General features: G+C 66.7%; 17 protein-coding genes. 6 read left to right on the forward strand and 11 right to left on the reverse strand.

Annotation, left to right across the window (positions count from 1 at the left end; all coding sequences use genetic code 11):
• Nucleotides 1-6: 6 nt before the first annotated feature.
• The 9 genes from AAF481_10935 to AAF481_10975 all read right to left on the reverse strand — a co-directional run bounded on the left by AAF481_10935 (nucleotide 7) and on the right by AAF481_10975 (nucleotide 9511).
• Nucleotides 7-219, reverse strand: coding sequence for a hypothetical protein (locus AAF481_10935; GenBank protein ID MEM7481678.1), 213 nt, complete (start codon nucleotides 217-219; stop codon nucleotides 7-9).
• 45 nt (nucleotides 220-264) lie between these two features.
• The gene (locus AAF481_10940) at nucleotides 265-1611 is read right to left on the reverse strand and encodes a hypothetical protein (protein ID MEM7481679.1); all 1347 of its coding nucleotides are present in this window, start codon (nucleotides 1609-1611) and stop codon (nucleotides 265-267) included.
• A gap of 61 nt (nucleotides 1612-1672) precedes the next feature.
• Entirely contained in the window at nucleotides 1673-2050 is a 378-nt protein-coding gene (locus AAF481_10945; protein MEM7481680.1) for a hypothetical protein, read from the reverse strand.
• Between the two features lie 214 nt (nucleotides 2051-2264).
• Nucleotides 2265-3077, reverse strand: coding sequence for a DUF4824 family protein (locus AAF481_10950; GenBank protein MEM7481681.1), 813 nt, complete (start codon nucleotides 3075-3077; stop codon nucleotides 2265-2267).
• Entirely contained in the window at nucleotides 3074-4156 is a 1083-nt protein-coding gene (locus tag AAF481_10955; protein MEM7481682.1) for a DUF2157 domain-containing protein, read from the reverse strand. The genes AAF481_10950 and AAF481_10955 overlap by 4 nt, the downstream gene beginning before the upstream one ends.
• Nucleotides 4157-4236: 80 nt before the next feature.
• Nucleotides 4237-6252, reverse strand: coding sequence for a prolyl oligopeptidase family serine peptidase (locus tag AAF481_10960; GenBank protein ID MEM7481683.1), 2016 nt, complete (start codon nucleotides 6250-6252; stop codon nucleotides 4237-4239).
• Complete coding sequence (locus AAF481_10965; GenBank protein MEM7481684.1) at nucleotides 6249-8111, reverse strand: hypothetical protein; 1863 nt, start codon at nucleotides 8109-8111, stop codon at nucleotides 6249-6251. The genes AAF481_10960 and AAF481_10965 overlap by 4 nt, the downstream gene beginning before the upstream one ends.
• A gap of 2 nt (nucleotides 8112-8113) precedes the next feature.
• Nucleotides 8114-9121, reverse strand: coding sequence for an ATP-binding cassette domain-containing protein (locus AAF481_10970; protein ID MEM7481685.1), 1008 nt, complete (start codon nucleotides 9119-9121; stop codon nucleotides 8114-8116).
• 6 nt (nucleotides 9122-9127) lie between these two features.
• A complete protein-coding gene (locus AAF481_10975) occupies nucleotides 9128-9511 on the reverse strand; it encodes a GntR family transcriptional regulator (protein ID MEM7481686.1) in 384 nt (127 codons plus the stop codon).
• 127 nt (nucleotides 9512-9638) lie between these two features.
• On the opposite strand from AAF481_10975, the gene AAF481_10980 reads away from it, so the two are divergent.
• The 3 genes from AAF481_10980 (at nucleotide 9639) to AAF481_10990 (ending at nucleotide 15539) form a co-directional block, all read left to right on the forward strand.
• Complete coding sequence (locus tag AAF481_10980) at nucleotides 9639-12005, forward strand: DNA polymerase II (GenBank protein MEM7481687.1); 2367 nt, start codon at nucleotides 9639-9641, stop codon at nucleotides 12003-12005.
• Between the two features lie 166 nt (nucleotides 12006-12171).
• Entirely contained in the window at nucleotides 12172-14949 is a 2778-nt protein-coding gene (locus AAF481_10985; protein ID MEM7481688.1) for a tetratricopeptide repeat protein, read from the forward strand.
• Nucleotides 14946-15539 (forward strand): gamma-glutamylcyclotransferase family protein, encoded by a 594-nt coding sequence (locus AAF481_10990; GenBank protein ID MEM7481689.1) that lies wholly within the window; start codon nucleotides 14946-14948, stop codon nucleotides 15537-15539. The genes AAF481_10985 and AAF481_10990 overlap by 4 nt, the downstream gene beginning before the upstream one ends.
• Nucleotides 15540-15738: 199 nt before the next feature.
• On the opposite strand, the gene tesB is transcribed toward AAF481_10990, so the two are convergent.
• On the reverse strand, nucleotides 15739-16611 hold the full coding sequence (gene tesB, locus AAF481_10995) for an acyl-CoA thioesterase II (GenBank protein ID MEM7481690.1): 873 nt from the start codon (nucleotides 16609-16611) through the stop codon (nucleotides 15739-15741).
• Between the two features lie 100 nt (nucleotides 16612-16711).
• On the opposite strand from tesB, the gene AAF481_11000 reads away from it, so the two are divergent.
• The 3 genes from AAF481_11000 to AAF481_11010 are packed head-to-tail and all read left to right on the forward strand — an operon-like array spanning nucleotide 16712 to nucleotide 18695.
• A complete protein-coding gene (locus AAF481_11000) occupies nucleotides 16712-16969 on the forward strand; it encodes a type II toxin-antitoxin system Phd/YefM family antitoxin (protein MEM7481691.1) in 258 nt (85 codons plus the stop codon).
• On the forward strand, nucleotides 16953-17339 hold the full coding sequence (locus AAF481_11005; protein ID MEM7481692.1) for a type II toxin-antitoxin system VapC family toxin: 387 nt from the start codon (nucleotides 16953-16955) through the stop codon (nucleotides 17337-17339). Before AAF481_11000 ends, AAF481_11005 begins: the two co-directional genes overlap by 17 nt.
• A gap of 36 nt (nucleotides 17340-17375) precedes the next feature.
• Nucleotides 17376-18695 carry a right-handed parallel beta-helix repeat-containing protein gene (locus AAF481_11010; protein MEM7481693.1) on the forward strand — a complete coding sequence of 440 codons (1320 nt, stop codon included), beginning with the start codon at nucleotides 17376-17378 and terminating at the stop codon, nucleotides 18693-18695.
• 17 nt (nucleotides 18696-18712) lie between these two features.
• Here the strand turns inward: AAF481_11010 and AAF481_11015 are convergent, their stop codons facing one another.
• Nucleotides 18713-19249, reverse strand: a complete 537-nt coding sequence (locus AAF481_11015; protein ID MEM7481694.1) for a sulfur transferase domain-containing protein — start codon at nucleotides 19247-19249, stop codon at nucleotides 18713-18715.
• Nucleotides 19250-19253: the final 4 nt, after the last annotated feature.

The following is a 19253-nucleotide window of genomic DNA, read 5'->3' on the forward strand; positions in this document are numbered from 1 at the left end:
AGCGCGTCAGCGGAGGCATCTGAAGCCATCCAGTTCCCGCGGCAGTTCATCCCGTACCGCATCTTCATCCCATTCGGGATGGTGGGCACGAATGCGGGTTCGCGCAATCTCCCGGACCGCTTCGGACATCTCCATGGCGATCCGCACTTTCTCCGGACCGCTCATGCGGCGGTGGACCTCTGCCTGGACTCGCTCGGCCTCTGGAGACGTGTCGTGCATGGAAAGACTCCGGCAGCGACCCCGGAGCGATGAGTCCGCGCCCGGCTAGCGGTTGTAGGGCAGCTCGTTGATCCAGTGGAATCCGCGGCCGATCAGCTCGAAGGTGCCGAGGTCTCGTTCGCGTAGGTGGATCTCCACCGCATGGCCCTGCCAGGTACCGGTGAGGACCATCCGGTCCGGGGCGGAGCGTTCATAGGCCAAGGTGTCGATCACTTCGCTATCGGCATCCTGGGTCGCCAGAAAGCTCAGGGTGCGAGCGGACTCATCGAGGCGCACCGGAAAGGACTCGAGGGAACCGTCGAGACTCTGCACCACCACTCGCCCCGGGAACTCCCACTCCTGCCACTTGCGAGGTAGAGCGCGATCCACCACCAGTGCGCGCCAGGGCAGCGAGTCCGTCAGCACCGGTGGGCGCTCTTCGCCGTCCACCCGGAAATCCTCGACTTCGTGGATGCCCCAGATCGCCGGCTTCTGCCGCGCGTTGCCGAAGCTATGGTGCAGCGACCACGCACCGTACAGGTTGGTACCGATCAGCCACAGGGCGAATAGCGCCACCGCCGAAGGGGCAAGCCAGCGCGGGACACGCGCCGACCACCCGGTCGCCGGCAGCAGAGGCGGCGCGGGCTCCGGCGCCGGCACCGCGCCGCGGCCCCAGAACACCGCGATCAGCCGGCGACGATCCCGCCACATCAGGAAACCGGCCATCGCCAGCAGATGGCTGGAGAACAGCTTTACCGGCACGTCGTAGGCGAAGTTCAGCATCACCACATTGGTCATCACCACCGCCGCGACGAGGGCGCCGAGGGTGGCGGTGCGACGGAAGAGGAGCAGGATGCCGGCCAGGCTTTCGCCCAGGCCGGAGAAGATCGTGTAGGCCGGTGACACGCCCATGAAAGTCCACACCAGGCCCATCGGCGAAGTTTCGCCCAGGGGTCGCAAGAGCCGCTCCAACGGCGGTTGAATGAACTGCACCGGAATCACCTTGCTCAACCCATAGTCGAGCATGTAGAAGGCGAGATAGAAACGGATGGCGATGGCGAACCCACGTCCGACAGCCGGAGGGGCGGAGCGCCGCCGGGCGAGCCAGGACCCGATCAGCGCCCCGACGAGGGCGCCGACCACCAGGTAGAGGATGCGGATGTAGTCAGCGGTGGTGTCGCCGCTGCCGGTTCGCCCGATGAAGATCTCTCCATCGATCCCCAGAATCGATGTTCCCACCGCCGCCGCCAACGTTTTCGAGCCCTGGCTGAAGGCTTCTCCGATGACGTCGCCAACCATCGGCAGGCGGTCCAGCGGAAAGGGCAGGATGTACAGCACCGTATAGGCCGCCAGGAAGCGGCCGAGGAAGCGACCGGCCAAGGTTCCGCCGGACGTCGGGGCGAAGGACGCCACGGTTCTCGCCTTCACCCTGGCCGTGGCCACGACCTCCTTCGGATTGCAGAGCGAGGCCCGGTCACGCCGCTGCGGTACCTGCCAGTCGCCCACCCAGCAAGGTGAAGGGAATCACCATCAGAATCAGTCCCAGGTGATACCAAACCGGCAGGGCGTCCCACTGGCTCACCTCGACGGCAATGCCGATCAGCAGGTTGACGACGGCGAGAATCCAAACCGCCTTGCCGGGATTACCCTGAGCAATCTTTGCTGCCACGAATCCGGCGGCGATCGAGCAGAGGAAGGACAGCACCAGCAACGCGGCGGTCATCGCTGTGGTGGTGGGCAGGCGATCGTCGCCGAAAGCATCCGGCGAAACGGCCAGCAGCGCCATCCAGAGGACGGTATTGACGACTCCCCAGGTCACGACTCCCACCACAACGGCCAGAACGGTTCGCATCTCTACAGCTCCTTGCTCCGGCAGCCCTTCCGGCTCCGGATCGCCAATATTTCAGCCAAGAACGGCCCATTTTAGCGCTGCGCCACGGCGGGCGCCCTGCTGTACGCGGGATATCGATCGGCATCGACGAGTTCCTCATCCGACCGGTCGCGCTGCCGCACTGATCTCTCCCTTGCTCGAAGCCGTCGCTGCGGCGCCGGACCTTAGGTCGGAATCATTCCAGGTAGGTCGACGGAACGGGCTCGGCATCGAGCAATTCGATCCGCCGCAGGATCGGCTCGAGGCGGCGGCCGAAGGCGACGGTGGCCCGATAGCGGGGCGGCTGGAAAGTGTTGGGCGAGGTGGTGGACGCGTCCCGCTGCCGCAATTCGTCGAGCGGACCGCGCAGGCCACGCGGGGCGTGGACCTGGCGGACCAGCACCTCGACCCGGCTCATCAGGGAGGGTTCGGGCGTGTAGTTCACCCAAATCTCGACGACGCCTGGCACGATCACGTATCGGAAACGATCCGGATACCGGCTCCGCAGCTCTCGGCGGTCCGCGCCGGCATCGGCCACCCGCAGGCGACTCTCTTCCACCTCCGCCCGGCGCAGGCGACGCGCGTGATCCTCTGGCGATTGCCATTCGGCCGGCCCTTCCCGGCGGCGCTTGGCTAAAGATCCACGCCACAGTTCCCCGTCCATTTCGAGCACGATCAGAAGGGGTTTCGACTGTCGCGGAACGTAAGCCCGCGCCGGATCTTCAAAGGCTTCTTCCGCTGTCGGCACCTTCGCAAAGTCGAATCCGAGCCGACGCAACTTGTCGGCGTCGAAGTTCGCCGTACTGAGGTTGTCATGTCGCCAGCGGAGGTGGAGTGAAAGGCCCGAATCCTCCATCTCCTCACGCCACCTGCCTGGGAGCTCGAGTTCCCGTTCGGTGAGTACCACCACCGCCTCGGGGTCCCCCGTCCGGTTCCACAGCACGCCGCCGAGAGCCACCAGATTGGCGGCCAGCAGAAGCGCGAGGGGCAACACCCAGCGGAGCTTCACGCCACCCCTCCCCGGTTCGCCAGCCAGCGCCGGCAGCGCTGCAGCACGACCATCGCCGCCACCGCCGTCACGGCGATGAGCAAGAAGAATAGGTAGCGCGGCATCCAGTCCCACCACCAGTCGACGTACTTGGTGTAGAGAAAGATGACGAAGAAGGTGCTGCCGGTGTTCACCACCTCACCCCACCGCTGGCGAATCCCCCAGCCGATGGCGGCGGCGCACAAAACGAAACCGAGTACCTGGTAAAGCGCCTCGGTGGTATCCGGCGCGAAGGGCAGAAAGCTGCCGCGCCCCCAGTTGGAGAGAATCAGGATGGGAACGAACAGGCAAAGCAAGCCGGCGATTCGCCAGATAGGGGGAAAATCCGCGCGCTGCCGATGAGCGACGATCATCGGCAGCGCGAAGAACAGCAGTCCTACCGGCAGGAAAGTCTCCGGCCGCTCGCCGAAGGAAAGCCAGTAGAGACCGCCCCAGGTGCCCACCTGGGCGGAGAGGAACCCGGTCAGGCTGATCAGCCCGGCAGCCAGGAGCAAGCGTAGCCGATAGCCGTAGGAGAGCAGCAGCCCGAAGGCGCCCCAGGCGAGAAAGGCGCTGGGGGTGGGAATGACGTTGAAGATCCGACCGAGCACCGAGAGATCGAGCACGAAGCAGGCAAAGGCGACGAGGGCAGCCAGGGCGGTGAAGTAGCCGGAGCGATCACGCCGCGCCACCCACTCGGTGCCGAAAAGCGCCAGGATCGGAGCGCCGACGAGGATCGCCACCTGGAGGGGCGTCGCCAGCAGTCCCCAAACGCGGTAGAAGAACAGCACCACGCTGGCCGACAGGGCCAGGGAGCCCAAGAAGGAGGCGATGCGCAGGCCCCAGGAGAGACGCTTCTCGTCGACATCGCGGTCGATGTCGTGAGCCCGGCGCAGCTCCTCCACCAGGAGATCGTGGTGCCCCTCGACGGCGGCGCGCTGCGCTTCCGTCAGGGCGAGCACCCCGCTCCTTTCGAGATCCGTCAGCTCCGCCCGGAAGGCGGCGATGCGATCCACCCGCCGCTGGGCTTCGAGGTGCGAGAGGGTCGGCGGATCGCTCATCCGCCGCCGCGGTGCCGGAGATTGGGCTCAGTTGTCGGACAAGGCATCTCGCCGGCAAGGGTATCAACCGGCCGACGACTTCAGTCGGACTTCAAGGCACGCCGCAGGCTGGTCCCAGCGAGTCGGAGGTTTGCCTCCAGGTAGCGCTCCAGGTCCGGATCCGCCTCCTCCACGACCCGGCCACCAAGGTGAAGGCCGAAAAAGCGTTCGATCAGGTAGAGGTAGGCGCGCCGCAGGCGGGGATCCTCGAAACTGTGGCCGGACTCGTCGTCCACCAACAGGCTGACGTCCCGTCCGAGGTTGTCGAGGGCCGCGGCATAGTGGCGCACCTCGGCGATGTCGACCTTGACGTCGCGAGCGCCGGCGACCATCAGCAGCGGCCGCTGCGTCGCGGCCAGGTGGTGCTCCGGCGAGTGGCTCCGCAGGTGGGCCGCGATCTCCGGATTCTCGAAGTCGAAGACATGCGTCCGCAGCAACCGCTTGAGGGGCATTCCACCGGCAAAGGTCGCCTCGTCGTCGTAGGCGCGCAGGGTCCGCAGCAGATCGATGGGCGGCGCCGACGCGATGCCGGCCCGGAAACGTCGCGGCGTGAAGGCGAGGGCACCGAGGGTCGAGAAACCACCGAAGGAGTGTCCGAGAATGCCCACCCGCTCAGCATCGCCGTAGCCTTCGCCGAGCAGGTGGTCCACCCCGTCGAGGATGTCCTGCTGGACCCGGCCGTTGCCGAAGTCGCCGCCGCCGGCCAGCATGTACGACAGGCCATAGCCGGTGGAAGCCCGGAAATTGGGCTCGAACACCAGGTAGCCGCGATCGGCGAGAAACTGCGCGATCGAGTCCCAGCCGGACTGCACGTGGTTCCAGGGACCGCCGTGCACTTTCACCACCAGCGGCGCGGTGCCCGGATCGCCCTGCGCCGGCAGAGTGAGGAAGCCGTGGACGAGTCGGCCGTCGCTCGCCCGGTAGGACAGGTGCTGCTGGCGGCCGCGGCCCACCGCCGGCAGCGGTGCGCCGCCGGAGCGCTCCTCGCGCAGGATCTCCCGCAAGCGATCGCTCGCCGGGTCGTACAGGTGGTGCCGCGGATGGTGGGTGCCGGCACCGGCCTCCATCACCCACCACGAACCGCCATTGAACCGGGGCTCGATCCACAACTCGCTGCCGGCAAAGCGCGCCGCAAGACGCTCCAGGTGTCCCTTCCCCGAGGCGTCCAAGGCATAGATCCGCCGCGCCTCGGTGTGGTGGACGGCGAACACCGGCTGTCCGGAGGCCGGTTCGAGGATCACCGTGGCGAGGTCCGCCAGGCCGCGCGGATCCCGGTGCATCGGGCGCTCCTTCGCCGTCCGAAGATCGAACTCCGTCAAGCCCCAGAGGTCCTCTTCGATCCGCCGACGCAGCACCAGCGAAGCGCCGTCCGGGCGGGCGGCCACCAAAGCGCAGGCATTGCGAAAGCCACAGCGCAGAATCTCCGGCCCGGCACCGACAGCGCCATTCTCGACCCGCCGAATCACCCGCTCCAGACCGTCCACCTCCGCCAGCCAGGCAAGCTGTCCGCGAGGGTCGAACAAAAAGTCGACGATCGAGCCTTCTCCCTGCCACAGAACGTCCCGCTCACCCTCGAGGCCGACCCGAAGTAGCCGGTGCCGGCCCGTCTCCTCGTCGAACTCGGTGACGAGCGCCGCCCCCGGCAGCACCGGATGCGGCCCCTGATAGCGCTGTTCGATGCGTTCGTCGAAGCGCCACAGGGCAAAGGGACGGCCTGCGGCGACCGGCACGTACGCGATGCGCTCGCCCAGTTCCAGGAACAAGCCCTCGCCATCGGCGGACCACGCCACGCCATCGATCCGGCGCGGTGCGAGGCGGCGGCGTTTCTCGCCACTCGCCGTGTCGAGCAACCACAGGCTGGCGCCGAACTCCTCGCGCAGCAGGTAGGCCAGCCGGTCGCCGGCCGGGGCCAGGGCCGCCGACGCGATGGCCGGCTGGGCGAGATACCGCTCGATCGCCGGCGGGCGGTCCGCTCCCCGCAGCGCGGCGGGAAGGGCCAAAGCGACCAGGAGGAGGGCGAGGGTTACCTTCCCCGATGGACGCTTCACGGCGGTCACGCGACCGCGCCTTCCGGCAACGCCGCCGACGGCGGAGAGCGGCGGACCGGGACGAGGTCCTCCCGCCGGCTGGTCAAGAATACGAATGAAAGAAGGCCCGGAACGCCGGTCAGGAAGCCGGCCGCGATCCATCCCCACCGCTCCCTCATCGTCAACCGGCGCCGCCGCGCCAGCCATGCGACCGAAGCGGCCGACAGCAACGCAACCCCCAGCGCGGCGAGGTACACCGCGGAGGGCAGCCGGCGGCGCAGCAGATCCGACGCCGTGATTCGATTCGCGCTGCGCGGCGCCGCCGCCGACCAGGCCAGGTAGTGGAACGAACGCAGAGCCGGCGACAGGATGAATCCCAAGTACCGGCTGCTGGCGTGCAGCCCTACCCGCAGGGGGCGCTCCGCCACCGGCGACCACTCCCCGTCGAAGGACACCTCGCCGATCACCTGCTCGGTGGAAGCGAAGCCGTAGTCACTCAGGCGACCGCTCAGGAACGCCACCGCCCAACCGTCTACCAGCTCGGCGAAGTGAACGCCGAAGAGGTTGCGCAGCTCAGTGGGCAGGGGGACCGCCGCTCGCGCCACCAGGGTCTCGTCGCGCGGGCGCGGCGTAAACAGGTAGAGGGCTCGATCACTCAGCACGGCGAGGGAGGTTCCGCCGGTCGGAGCGGATACCAATCGCTCCCCCGCCGGCGCCCGCCAGAGGGTCGTGAACTCACCGGTCTCCGGATCGAGGCGCAGCAGCTCCGGCCCGGCGGCAACGTAGGAGCCTCGCACCAGAGGAACCGTGTCGAAGGCCTCCTGCGATGCGCCCTTCCCCAACCATCCGGCCGCCTCGCCGGAGCGGATTTCGGTGCCTTCAAAGCGCATCGCGTCGTGCCGGAAGACCCAGCGCACCTCGCCCTCGCTATCGATCAACGGCGGCCCGTCGCCCTGGAAGAACAGCTGATGCCGCAGCGGCCGCCGGGCGAGAGTCGGCGACACCCAGTGGGCGTCCGCCAGGGCGATCTGCCGCTCGAGGAAGCGCGCCGCGGGCGAATCGCCGGCGCTCAGGGCATGGAGCATCGCCTCGCCCTCGGGCAGAGTCCGCACCCACGGGGTGCTGCCCTCGCCGAAGTACTCGTTCCAGCTCCAGGTCGGCAGACCGCCGAGACCCACTTCTTTGGTGACGATGGTCATCGAATAAATGAAGTTGCCGGCGAACAGCAGCAGACCGAGGAAGGCGTACTGGATCGGCAGCGCCGTGGCGGCCAGAGCGAGGGGCTTTCTCACGTGGCTGGTGAGATCCGGCTTGAAGGCCGCGTAGGTGATGTAGGCGAGCCACAGCAAGACCACCGCCATCACCAAGAACACCCAGCCTCCGACGGCCGACGAAGTCAGGAAGAAGGCCGGCCAGCACACCACGAACAGCGCCACCCGGCTCTTCGACAGCAAGATGAACACGCCACACAGGTAGTAGGCCACGACCAGGCCGACGATGAAGGGCATCAGCAGCCAGTGGCGTGGATCGACCCCCGCCGGCGACCCGAGGATCATCGCCAGAGTGTTGACCACCCAGGGAAGAGCCACCGCGGCGGCGATGGCGATGGCGCCGGCCAGGGTGAGGGCGGCGAAGATGCGGCCCGGAGCAAGAGGGCGGTGGATCAAGTAGGCCCACTGGTTGGGGCGCTGGTAGGGGCCGAACTGGACCCTACCGAAGATCAGTCCGCAAAGACCGTAGAACAGTACGCCGACGGCCATCAGAGCGCGCGAAGGCACGAAGGGATCCGCAAAGGTCGCCAGTAGACGAAGGCCCACCAGGTGGGCGATGCCAAAGATCAGAATGAGGCTACGGAAGCGCCGTAGCTCGCTCGAAGTCAAGTGCCACATGGTCATTTCCTGGAGTCAGGGGAAGGATGGTCAGGGGAATTTGGAGCCGAGTGTCCGCGGGTGAGAAAGGCGTTGACCGCGCGGTCGAAGCCCACCGAGGAGCGCACGATGTCGTCGCCGCCGAGGCTCGCCAGGAGGGCCGGAAAGTCGCGATCCGGATCGATCACCACCAGTTCGGTCCGCTCCTCAATGCGGCGGGTCTGGAGAAGGCCCGGAACCACCGGCAGCGGTCCCGGCGGAAAGATCGCCGTCCAGGCGGCGATGCGCTGGAGGAAGTCGTCCGGCGGCGAGTGGTGCACCAGTCGGCCGCCTTCGAGGATCACCAGATCCTCGGCCACCCGCTCGATCTCGTCCATCTGGTGCGAGCAGTAGACGATGGTGCGGCCGGGGTCCTCCCCTGCGAACAGCAGCGCTTCGAGGAAGGCCTGTTTGGCGACCACGTCCAGGCCGAGGGTGGGCTCGTCGAGCATCAGCAACTGCGGCGATTGCGCCAGCGCCAGCGCCAGCGCCAGGTTTACCCCGGCCCGCTCGCCGCGGGAGAGCTGCCGTACCTGCTGCTCCGGCAGCACGTTGAAATGGCCGAGCACCTCGCGGTAGATCTTCTCGTTCCAGCACCGATAGAGATCCCGGTGCATCAGCCTCAGCCGTTCGATGCTCATCCACCCGGGCAGGGTGTGCTCTTCGTGCACCAGACCGATGCGGCCGCGCACCTCCGGGGCAAGGTTGGCGCAGTCCGTTCCCAACACCGAGCAGGCTCCGGCGGTCGGGCGCAGCAGCCCGAGGAGCAGCCGGAAAAGGGTGGACTTGCCGGCGCCGTTGCTGCCGACCAGCGCGTGGACCCCGCCGCGGGCAATCCGCAAGGTCAAGGAATCGAGAGCCATCTTGCGGCCGAAGCGCTTGGTCAAGGAGTCCGTTTCCAGGGCCCAGCGACCCTGCGGTCGAGAAACCGCCGCCGCCGTGAGGCGTGGAGCCTCCTCGGCGGACACCGGATGTTGGGTGGTTCCGATCATCAGTCCCTATTCCTTCGAAGCGAGAGGTTCGAGTTCACGCGCCAGGTGGTCGAGCAGATCCTGCGGCTCGTAGCCGAGGGCGGCCACCGCGCTAACGAAATGTTTGAGAGCTTCGTCGAGGCGGCGGCGCCGCTCGTCGTCGCTCAGCCGCTGCCGCGGCTCGCTGACGAACACGCCGACCCCCTGGCGGGCCTCGATCAGGCCCTCGGAGGTCAATTCGCTGTAGGCCTTGGCGACGGTGTTGGCGTTGACGGTGAGCTGCAGGGCCAGGCCCCGCACGCTCGGCAGCTTGGTGCCCGGCGGCAGTTCGCCCGTCGCGATTTTCATGCGCAGGCCGTCGACGATCTGACGAAAGACCGGTCGCGCGTCGCCGGTGGCGATCTGAATCATGTTCGGGAAGCTCCACCGTTCGGCTGCACCAACTGTACCATGTGATCTAGTACACTAAAGACAGTGGACCTTGTCAAGTCCCGGGGTCGAGGGAAGGAAGGAGGCGACCGAGATAGGCTGCCGAGCGATGGCTGATCCGCCCGCCCCCTACCGAGGCTTCATCCTCGAACCCACCTACCGCATCGAGCGCGGCCGGCCGGTGGTGTTGCTGTTCGGAAAATTGGCCAACGGCGAGCCCTTTCTGGTGCGGGACCATCGCGAAGCACCGGCCTTCTACATCGAAGCGGCGGACGCCGAGCGAGCCGCGGCGCTGGGCGCTTCGAGCGTGGCGAGTCAACGCGTCACCCTCGCCGGACGGCCCGCCGCCAAGGTCGATCTCGCCGTGCCGCCAGATGCGCCGCCGCTGCGCGACCGGCTGTTCGGCGCCGGTATCCCCTGCTACGAGGCGGACGTGCGCTTCGCCGTGCGCTACCTGATGCGCCGCGGCATCCGGAGCGCCGTCACCCTGCGCGGACCGTCGCGTCTGGAACCCGGCCTGGGACGGGTGTTCGAGGATCCGGAGATCGCACCGGCGGAAAGTGTCGCGGCGGGAGGGGGCGTGGAGCTCGCCGTCCTCTCCTTCGATATCGAGACGGATATGGGCGGCCAAGAGCTGCTCTCCGTCGCCTTTGAAGGAGAGGACGTTTCGGAGGTGCTGCTGTGGACTCCACCGGGCATGGACTGCCCCGACGGGGCGATCCCCTTCGCCAGCCAGAAGGAACTCCTCCAGGGCTTCCGGGACCGCCTCGTCGCCCTCGACCCGGACGTCCTCACCGGCTGGAACATCGTGGAGTTCGATCTGCCGGTGCTCGCCCGGCTGGCGGAGCGCGAAGGGGTGGCGATGGATATCGGCCGCGGCGGTGGCCCCATGCGGATCCGTCCGCAGCGCAGCGGCGGCAACCAGATCACCCTCCCTGGACGCTTGGTGCTCGATGGGATTCGCCTGCTGCGCGGCGCCTTCGTCAAGATGGAGAGCTACTCCTTGGATCACGTCGCCCGCCAGGTTCTCGGCGAGGGCAAGCTGCTCTCCGGCGCGCACCGCGGAGAGGAAATCCAGCGGTTGTTCCGCGAGGATCGCGAGCACTTCGTCGCCTACAACGCCCTCGACGCCCGGCTGGTGCTCGACATCCTCGACCGACTTCAACTGGTCGAGCTGGCCTGCGAGCGCAGCCTATTGACCGGGCTGCCGCCGGACCGGGTCTCCGGCTCCATCGCCGCCTTCGACCTGCTGTATCTTTCGGAGCTGCACCGCCTCGGCATCGTGGCGCCGACCGTCGCCACGGCCCGCCGCCAGGCCGCTCAAAGCGGCACCGACAGCGCCGAGTCCAACTACGGCGGTGCGGTCCTCGAACCGGACACGGGGCTGTGGGAACACGTGCTGGTGTTCGACTTCAAGAGCCTCTATCCGAGCTTGATTCGCACCTTCCAGATCGACCCCCTCGGCTACTACCGCGCCGCCCGGGAGGACGACGGCGACCCGATCCGGGCACCCAACGGCGCCGCCTTCAGCCGCCGGCCGGGCATCCTGCCGGCGCTTCTCGACACCCTATTTCCGCGCCGCGAGGCGGCCAAGGCGGCCGGCGACAAGGTGGCCTCCTTCGCCATCAAGATCCTGATGAACTCGTTCTATGGCGTGCTCGGCACCTCCGCCTGCCGCTTCTACAACCCGCCGGTCGCCAACGCCATCACCGGCTTCGGGCGGGAGCTGCTGATGTGGTCCAAGAAGCGCATCGAGGGCTACGGCCACCGCGTGCTCTACGGCGACACGGACAGCCTGTTCGTCGCTTCCGGAGCCGCCGACGCGTCCGGTGCCAGGGACTTGGGCGAAGATCTGGTGCGGCGGCTGAACGAAGATCTCGCCGACCACATCGGCGCGAAATGGAAGGTCGAGAGCCGCTTGGAGCTGGAATTCGAACGGCTGTACCTGAAACTGCTGTTGGCGCCGGTTCGCCACGGCACCGGCGGTGCCCGCAAGCGCTACGCCGGCCTGGTGGACGAGGGAGACGGGCCAAAGGTGATCTTCACTGGCCTCGAAGCGGTCCGCCGAGACTGGACGGATCTCGCCCGCACGGTGCAGCGGGAACTCTACGAACGGCTATTTCACGAGCGTCCGGTGGAAGACTACCTGCATCAGGTGGTCACCGAGCTGCGGGACGGGCAACACGATGGTGCTCTGATCTACCGCAAAGCGCTGCGCAAGCGGCCAGAGGAGTACACCGCCACCACTCCGCCGCACGTTGCCGCCGCCCGCAAGATGCCCGGCAAGACACCGCGGATCATCCGCTATGTCATCACCCCGGGGGGCGCCGAGCCGGCAGCGGGCTGGCGCGGCGCACTCGATTACGAGCACTACGTACAAAAGCAGATCCGCCCCATTGCCGAACCGGTGTTGGCGATCCTCCAACTCGACTTCGCCAAGGTGATCGGCGACGACCGGCAACTGGAACTCTTCTGATGGCTCACGGCCTCCCTGCGAGGACAAGGACCCTGAACCGTCTGGACAGTTCTGAGAGCTTTTCGTTGTTATCCTGAGGGCCGGACTTTTCAATCACCGTTGGCAGGAGCAGAGGAGGCCCAAGGGCACCTCGGTCGGTGCGGCTTTCACAACCAGCCAGGCGACGATGAGCATTTCTTCCCCGACAGGACGGCCACCCAAGGTCTTCATCAGCTACAGCCAGAGTTCTCCCGAGCACAAAGCGCGGGTGAAGGATCTCTCCGGTCGCCTGCTGGAGCGGGGCATCGACTCCGACATCGATCAGTACGTGATCGGTCCGGAGCGAGGCTGGCAGGAGTGGTCTCGCCAGCAGATCGAACAAGCCGATTTCGTGCTTCTCGTTTTCGATCCCACCTACTCCAAAGCGTTCAAGGGCGAAGAGATCGAAGACGGATCCAAGCGCCTCGGCTCCCGGTCCGAGGCCCTCATGCTCAGTCAGGTGTTCTTCGAATCGGCGGGGCGCAATCGCAAGCTCGTGCCGATCATCTTCGACCGCGACCACGCCGAACTCATCGCTCTGCCGCTGCGCTCCTTCACCTACTTCAACGTCAGCGAAGCGGAGAGCTTCGACCTACTCTGCCTACACCTGCTCGGCCAGCCGGCGATTGAGAAACCACCCCTCGGCTCCCCCACAGCAATCCCCACTGCCCCGGCAGCGGATAGGACGGAAGAACCTCTTCACAACCTGCCCGCAGAGCACGAGCCCCTGGTCGGCCGCGGCGGCGACATCGAGCGAGTCGAGAAGGCGCTGGGCGGCCATCGCCTGGTGACCCTGGCGGCATTCGCCGGCCTCGGCAAGACCTCCCTGGCCCTCGAAGTCGCCCGTCGCCAGTTGGAGTCCTTTCGGGACGGGGTATGGCTCGTTTCCCTGGCACCGGTGGTGGAGGCGGCGCTAGTGCCCCAGACGGTGGCGAAGACCCTGTCGATTCGCGAGCAAGCGGAAAAGCCGCCGACCCGCGCCCTGGCCGAGCAGCTTCGCAAGAAGCAGCTACTGATCGTCCTCGACAACTGTGAACACCTGATCTCGGCCTGTGCCCAGCTTTTGCGCTACCTCCTCGACGAATGCCCGGAAGTCCGCTTCCTCGCCACCAGCCGCGAGCCTCTGAACCTGGGCAAGCGCGAAGTGATGCTCGGCCTGGCGCCGCTCGAGGTGCCTCGCCATACCGGCCTGCCGCCGCTGGAGCTGATTCGTGTGCCGGCGGTTCAACTTTTCGTCGACCGCGTCCAGCGGAGCGATGAATCCTTCCGGCTGAATCCCTCGAATGCCGGCGCCTTAGCGCGCATTTGCCGGCGCCTGGAAGGCATCCCCCTCGCCCTCGAACTGGCCGCCGCGCGGGTTTCGCCGCTGTCCGTCCAAAGCGTCGCCGATCGCCTGGACGATGCGAGTTTTCTGCGGCAGAGTCCCCAGGCCGCCGAAAACCCCCATCACATCACCCTGGACGCCACCCTCGACTGGAGCCACGATCTGCTGACGCCGCCGGCGAGGCGACTGTTCCGACGCATCGCGGCCTTTCGCGGCTCCTTCAGCTTTGAGGCAGCGGAAGCGATCTGCAAAGACCATCCACCGGCCGGCGAGGGACTCGACGACATCCTCGAAGCCTTCGAGGATCTGGTCCACAAGTCCCTGCTTGAGAAGGACGGCAATGAGCGTTTCCACTTCCTGGAGATCGTGCGCCAGTACGCCGAGCGCCAACTCCAGAATGCGGGGGAGGAGCCGACGGTGCGAGGCCGCCACGCGACCTACTTTCTCGACATCGCGGAAGCGGCCAACCGCGAGATGCTCGCCACCGGCCAAAAGGAGCGCCTCCAGCTCCTGGAGCAGGAGCACCCCAATCTACGAGCCGCTTTGCGCGCCGCCGGCGATCGCGAAACGGCCTACCGGCTCGGCATTGCGATGTGGCGCTTCTGGGAGATGCGCGGCTTCTTTCACGAGGGGAGAGACCGCCTCACCCGCCTGGTGCCGGAAGAGACGCGAACGGACCCCGCGACCCTGCAGGCGGACGACCGGGTGGCGGACGAACTGCACTCTTCGGTGCTCAGCGGGCTCGGGCTGCTGGCCTATCGCCAGGGCGACGTCGCCGAAGCGAGTCGCTGCTTCTACCGGGTGCTCGGCTTCGAACGGCGTCTCGGTCGACCGGACCGTCTGGCCAACGCCCTCGGCGACGTCGGCCTCCTGTTCATGCACGGGGACCCGGACAAGGCGATGGACTACTTCCGCGAAGGCCACCGTTTGGCGCAAGAGGCCGGAGATGACCGCCTGGTGGCGGTGGCGTGCAACAACCTCGGAAAAACCGAGCTGTACCGCAAGCGCATTCCCGAGGCGCGCGCCCTGCTCAAGGACAGCGTCGCCGGATTCGAGGCCGCCGGAAACCTGTGGGAGAGTGGTTTTCCCCTGATCGGCCTGGGCAATCTCGCCCTCGAAGAGGACGAGCCGGACGAAGCCAAGGTCTATTTCGAGAAGGCACGGGAGCGGCGCCTGCTGGTGGGCGATCGTCGAAACGTCGCCAACAGCTTGTTGGGCATCGCCCGGGCCCATCTGATGACCCGCGACCTGCTCGCCAGCCGCGACACACTGCGCGAAGCGATTCGGCTCTACGACGAGGTCGATGACCAAGCTTCGATTCTCCGCTGCTGGGAAATCGCCGCCGAGATCGCCGCCCTGGGTGGCGATGGCCTGGCCGCCGCGCGCCTTTCGGCCTTCGCCGAGCGACGACGAGAGGCGATGGAGGTCTCGCAGCGACCGACCGACAAAGACACCATGGAGGCTCGGCTGATGGCAGTTCGCGGCGAGATCGGCGACCGAGCGTGGAGCGCTGCCCAAGCCGAGGTGGTGGGCTGGAAGCGCCCCGATGCGATGGAGGCGGTGCGCAGAATCGCCATCGCCCGGGGGGCCGCCGAAGAATGAGCCGCGTCCTGCTGGTGGGCTACGGCACCCTCCTCGACCAGGGTTCTCTGGGCGACACCATCGGCGCCGACCGCGCGGGGACCAAGGTCGCCCGGCCGGTGACCGTGCGCGACTACCGCCGGCTCTTCAACCTGCGGCCGGACCACTACCAGGCCAGTTGCGAACTCGGCAAGGCGGGCATCGAAGCCGGCGCGATGAACGTCGAACCGGCGGAGGGACACCACTTCAACGCTCTGGCCTTCGAGGTGGACGCCGGCGAACTCGAGCGCCTCGACCACCGCGAACGCTACTACCAGCGACGGGTCGAACCGCTGTACGACTTCGCTACCGGAGAGTCCATCGGCGAAGGCAGTCTCTACACCGCGCCGCGCACGGCGCAGTGGATCGAACGGGACCCGGACCGCCTGCTGCCGCGCTGGCTCGATGTCGAGCTGGGTCGCCGCGGCGCCTACCGCGTCGGCCGAGCCTTCGGCGAAGACTTCGACCGCACCACCTTTCTGGCGGACGGCATCACGCCGCTGGCGGCGGCTTACGGCGACTCGTGGGAGGAGCGGACCCGGCGGCTGATGGCCGAGCTGGCAGGTCGCTGAAATAGGCCTTCGGCCTATGATCTCAGCTTCCCTACCAGCTTTTCTTTCCAGGGGGGCTAGGCGCCCCCCTCGCCCGAAAAGTCAAGTCTTTTCAGGCTCACCCCATCTTCGGCGGCTTACGCCGCCGCCTCGCCCTTCGGGCTCGGAGCAGGGTACTGAAGGAGCCTACAGAGTTCTTCAGTACCCTGCCCATTCTTCTTCAACTGTCTTTTTTCGGCCACAGGCGCATCACGCCCTCCTGGGCCACCACCGCCACCAGCGCGCCGTCGCGGCGGAAGATTTCGCCGCGGGAAACGCCCCGGCCGCCGGATGCGCTCGGACTGACGATGGAGTACAGCAGCCATTCATCGAGCCGGAACGGGCGCTGGAACCACAGGGCGTGATCCAGGCTGGCGAGCTGTAGGCGCGGATCGAACACCGACGTGCCGTGGGGCCGAGTGGCGGTGCCGATCAAGTAGTAGTCGGAGACATAGGCCAACATCGCCCGGTGGAGATGTTCGTCATCGGGCATCGGCCCGGTGGTCTTGAACCAAATGCTCGCCCTCGGTTCTCGCGGCTCCGGATCGATGAACTGCGGGAGCTGCACCGGCCGGAACTCGAAGGGCCGATCGTGCAGCAGATAGCGCGGTAGCTTCGTATCCGGCAGGCGGTCCTGGAGCTGGCGTCGGTGGTCGGTGACGTCCTTCAGCTTCTCCGGCGGCGGCACCTGGGGCATGGTCGACTGGTGCTCCAGCCCGTCCTCCGGTACCTGGAAGGAAGCCGCCATGTTCAAGATCGGATGGCCGTGCTGGATCGCCACCACCCGCCGGCTGGTGAAGCTGCGGCCGTCGCGCTGGCGGTCCACCTCGTAGATGATTGGGGCTTCCTGGTCGCCCTTGCGCAGGAAATAGGCGTGGAGCGAATGCACCACCCGCCCCTCCACCGTATTGTTCGCCGCCGCCAGCGCCTGACCGAGCACCTGCCCGCCGAACACCCGGTTGGTGCCGATGTCCCGGCTCTGGCCGCGAAAGAGATTGGTATCGAGTCGCTCCAGAGTGAGGAGCTGGATGAGATCTTCGAGTATCGCGCTCATGGGACGGGGATCCTATCGGACGGCGGAATCGACTTGGGATACAATTTTTTTGGTCAAGGTTAGTCAAGCAGGCTGAGACCAAGGCGAGGAGCGCGTGAAAATGTCCAAAGCAGTCTTCAATCTCTATGAAGCCAAGACATCTCTGTCCAAGCTGGTAGATCGAGCAGCCCGGGGAGAAGAGATCATCATCGCCAAATCGGGAGTGCCACTGGCGAAGCTGAGTCCCTTTCGTACCGAGAGCTTGCCGCGCAAACCGGGTGGCTGGGAAGGACAGGTCTGGATCTCGGACGACTTCGATGCTCCTCTTCCGGACGACCTGCTAGCAGCGTTCGAGGGTCGCAATGACCCGAACGACTAGGCTCCTTCTCGACACTCACGTTTTCCTCTGGTGGAGAAGCAACGACGCGAGACTGGGCCAGGAGGGCCTGGACGCCATTGGTACGGCCAACGCGGTCTTCGTCAGCGCAGCCTCCGCTTGGGAAGCTGCGATCAAGCGCGCGATCGGTCGCCTTCGCATACCCGAGCCTTTCGAAGAGGGGATTAGGGATAGCGGCTTCAATGCTCTCCCCATCCATTTCGACCACGCCGAGAAGGTCGGGGAGTTACCGCCTCACCACAGCGACCCCTTCGACCGTCTGCTCGTCGCCCAAGCTCAGGTCGAAGGCTTCACGCTGGTAACCCACGACCGCACCCTTGCAAGCTACGACGTGCCCTTGATTCGCATTTGAGGGTGGGTCTTCGACGGATCTCATAGACTCACCGCTATGAAACTACTAGCCTGGGTTGCAAGCTCTTTTCTCCTGTGCGCATTCCCCGCCTCCGCCGACACCTTCTACGTCGCTCCCCCACCCGCCGGCAACGACGCCAATCCGGGCACTGTCGCCTCCCCCTGGGCGACCTTGGAGCATGCCGATAGCCAGGTGTCCCCCGGCGACACGGTACTGGTGCGCGGCGGGAACCATGCCGGGGCGCAGCTCACCACTTCCGGCACGGCGGTGCAGCCGATCCTCTGGCGGGCCTTTCCGGGGGAAGAGCCGTCGATCGTCTCGGACAATGCGTCGACGCCGGACGGCATCAACATCGAGGGCGCTTCGCATCTGGTGATCGAGGGCTTCCGGGTGGACGGCCGTACCCGCGCCGGCATTCGGGCGGTGCTGTGCGAGAACGTCACCCTGCGCAACAACCGGGCCGACGGCAACGGCCGCTGGGGGATTCTCACCGGCTTTTGCGACGACCTCACCATCGAAGGCAACGTCACCACCAACAGCGTCATCGAGCACGGCATCTACGTCTCGAACAGCGGCGACCGACCGGTGATCCGTGGCAATCTCATCCACGGCAACAACGCCAACGGCATCCACATGAACGGCGACGCTTCACTCGGCGGCGACGGAGTGATCAGCCAGGCGATCGTCGAGAACAATGTCATCTTCGACAACGGCGAGGCCGGCGGCTCCGGTATCAACTGCGACGGCGTGCAGTTCTCGCGGATCGCCAACAACCTGATCTACGACACCCACGCCAGCGGCATTTCCCTCTACCGCATCGACGGCGGCGCGCCGTCCATCAACAACCGGGTCTACAACAACACCGTCGTGGTGGCCTCGGACGGCCGCTGGGGGCTCAACATCCAAAACGCTTCGACCGGCAACGAGGTGCGCAACAACGTGTTCTACAGCGCCCACTCCTTTCGCGGCGCGATGAGCGTTTCCGCCGACTCCCTCACCGGCTTCGTCAGCGATCACAACGCGGTAGAAAACCGCTTCACCACCGACGACGGCAACAGCGTCCTCACCCTCGCCGAGTGGCGGACGGCCACCGGGCAGGACGCCAACTCCCTCGCTGGCGAACCGCTAGATTGGTTCGAAGACTTCCCCGGCGATGACTACCGCCCCGCCTCGGCCAGCGCACTTCTCGACGCCGGCAACCCGGTGGCGCAGGTGCCGACGGACATCCTCGGGACCCCCCGGCCGCAGGGCGCCACCTACGACATCGGAGCCTACGAGGGCGCCGCCGGGACGATGATTTTCACCGATGGCTTCGAGGCCGGCACTACCACAGCCTGGGACGCGGCGGTTCCCTGATCTAAGAACCGACGACGCTACTCTCCCGGCACGCCCAACCGCTGGCGCACCACCGGCTCCAGGCCGGTCAAGCCGGAAGCGAGCCCTTTTTCGAGCGCCTCTTCGGGAGTCGCTCCATCGACGTAGAAGGCCGACAGAGCAAACAATGCCCCCACCCGGTTGCCGCTACCGCAATGCAGCAGCACCGGACCGTCGGCGTCCGCGAGCAGGGCGGAGAAGGCGCGGGCGTTCTCCTCGTTCAAGTCTTCGGCGCTGGCAATCGGGAAAGCCCGGTATTCCATGCCCAGGGCCTCGATCTCCTGGCCCTTGGCGCCCGGCTCGCCCTCGCCGCGCAGGTTGATGACGGTACGAAAACCCGCTTCCCGCGCCGACTTGAGCTGCTCCGCCGAAGGCTGGCCGCCGGAGACTACCTGCGGCGCCGGACGCCGCGCGTTGGGCACGAGGGTTTCCCAGGCCGAGTCGTCCACCTGGCGTGCTTCGGCATCGACGGCGGCCGACGTCATCCAGGCCAGGCCGATCATCAAAACGCTTCCCGCAAGGCCCACAGTCTGCATGGCA

It is taken from the genome of Acidobacteriota bacterium, from assembly GCA_039030395.1.
Classification (GTDB): Bacteria; Acidobacteriota; Thermoanaerobaculia; order Multivoradales; family JBCCEF01; genus JBCCEF01.

What these genes read in the sequence shown, in the direction of transcription:
- AAF481_11010 (MEM7481693.1), top strand. Translation starts at nt 17,376, where the DNA reads ATGAAACTACTAGCCTGGGTTGCAAGCTCTTTTCTCCTGTGCGCATTC.
- AAF481_11015 (MEM7481694.1), bottom strand. Translation starts at nt 19,249, where the DNA reads ATGCAGACTGTGGGCCTTGCGGGAAGCGTTTTGATGATCGGCCTGGCC.
- AAF481_10975 (MEM7481686.1), bottom strand. Translation starts at nt 9,511, where the DNA reads ATGATTCAGATCGCCACCGGCGACGCGCGACCGGTCTTTCGTCAGATC.
- tesB (MEM7481690.1), bottom strand. Translation starts at nt 16,611, where the DNA reads ATGAGCGCGATACTCGAAGATCTCATCCAGCTCCTCACTCTGGAGCGA.
- AAF481_10965 (MEM7481684.1), bottom strand. Translation starts at nt 8,111, where the DNA reads ATGTGGCACTTGACTTCGAGCGAGCTACGGCGCTTCCGTAGCCTCATT.
- AAF481_10935 (MEM7481678.1), bottom strand. Translation starts at nt 219, where the DNA reads ATGCACGACACGTCTCCAGAGGCCGAGCGAGTCCAGGCAGAGGTCCAC.
- AAF481_10990 (MEM7481689.1), top strand. Translation starts at nt 14,946, where the DNA reads ATGAGCCGCGTCCTGCTGGTGGGCTACGGCACCCTCCTCGACCAGGGT.
- AAF481_10970 (MEM7481685.1), bottom strand. Translation starts at nt 9,121, where the DNA reads ATGATCGGAACCACCCAACATCCGGTGTCCGCCGAGGAGGCTCCACGC.
- AAF481_11005 (MEM7481692.1), top strand. Translation starts at nt 16,953, where the DNA reads ATGACCCGAACGACTAGGCTCCTTCTCGACACTCACGTTTTCCTCTGG.
- AAF481_10945 (MEM7481680.1), bottom strand. Translation starts at nt 2,050, where the DNA reads ATGCGAACCGTTCTGGCCGTTGTGGTGGGAGTCGTGACCTGGGGAGTC.
- AAF481_10985 (MEM7481688.1), top strand. Translation starts at nt 12,172, where the DNA reads ATGAGCATTTCTTCCCCGACAGGACGGCCACCCAAGGTCTTCATCAGC.
- AAF481_10980 (MEM7481687.1), top strand. Translation starts at nt 9,639, where the DNA reads ATGGCTGATCCGCCCGCCCCCTACCGAGGCTTCATCCTCGAACCCACC.
- AAF481_10955 (MEM7481682.1), bottom strand. Translation starts at nt 4,156, where the DNA reads ATGAGCGATCCGCCGACCCTCTCGCACCTCGAAGCCCAGCGGCGGGTG.
- AAF481_11000 (MEM7481691.1), top strand. Translation starts at nt 16,712, where the DNA reads ATGTCCAAAGCAGTCTTCAATCTCTATGAAGCCAAGACATCTCTGTCC.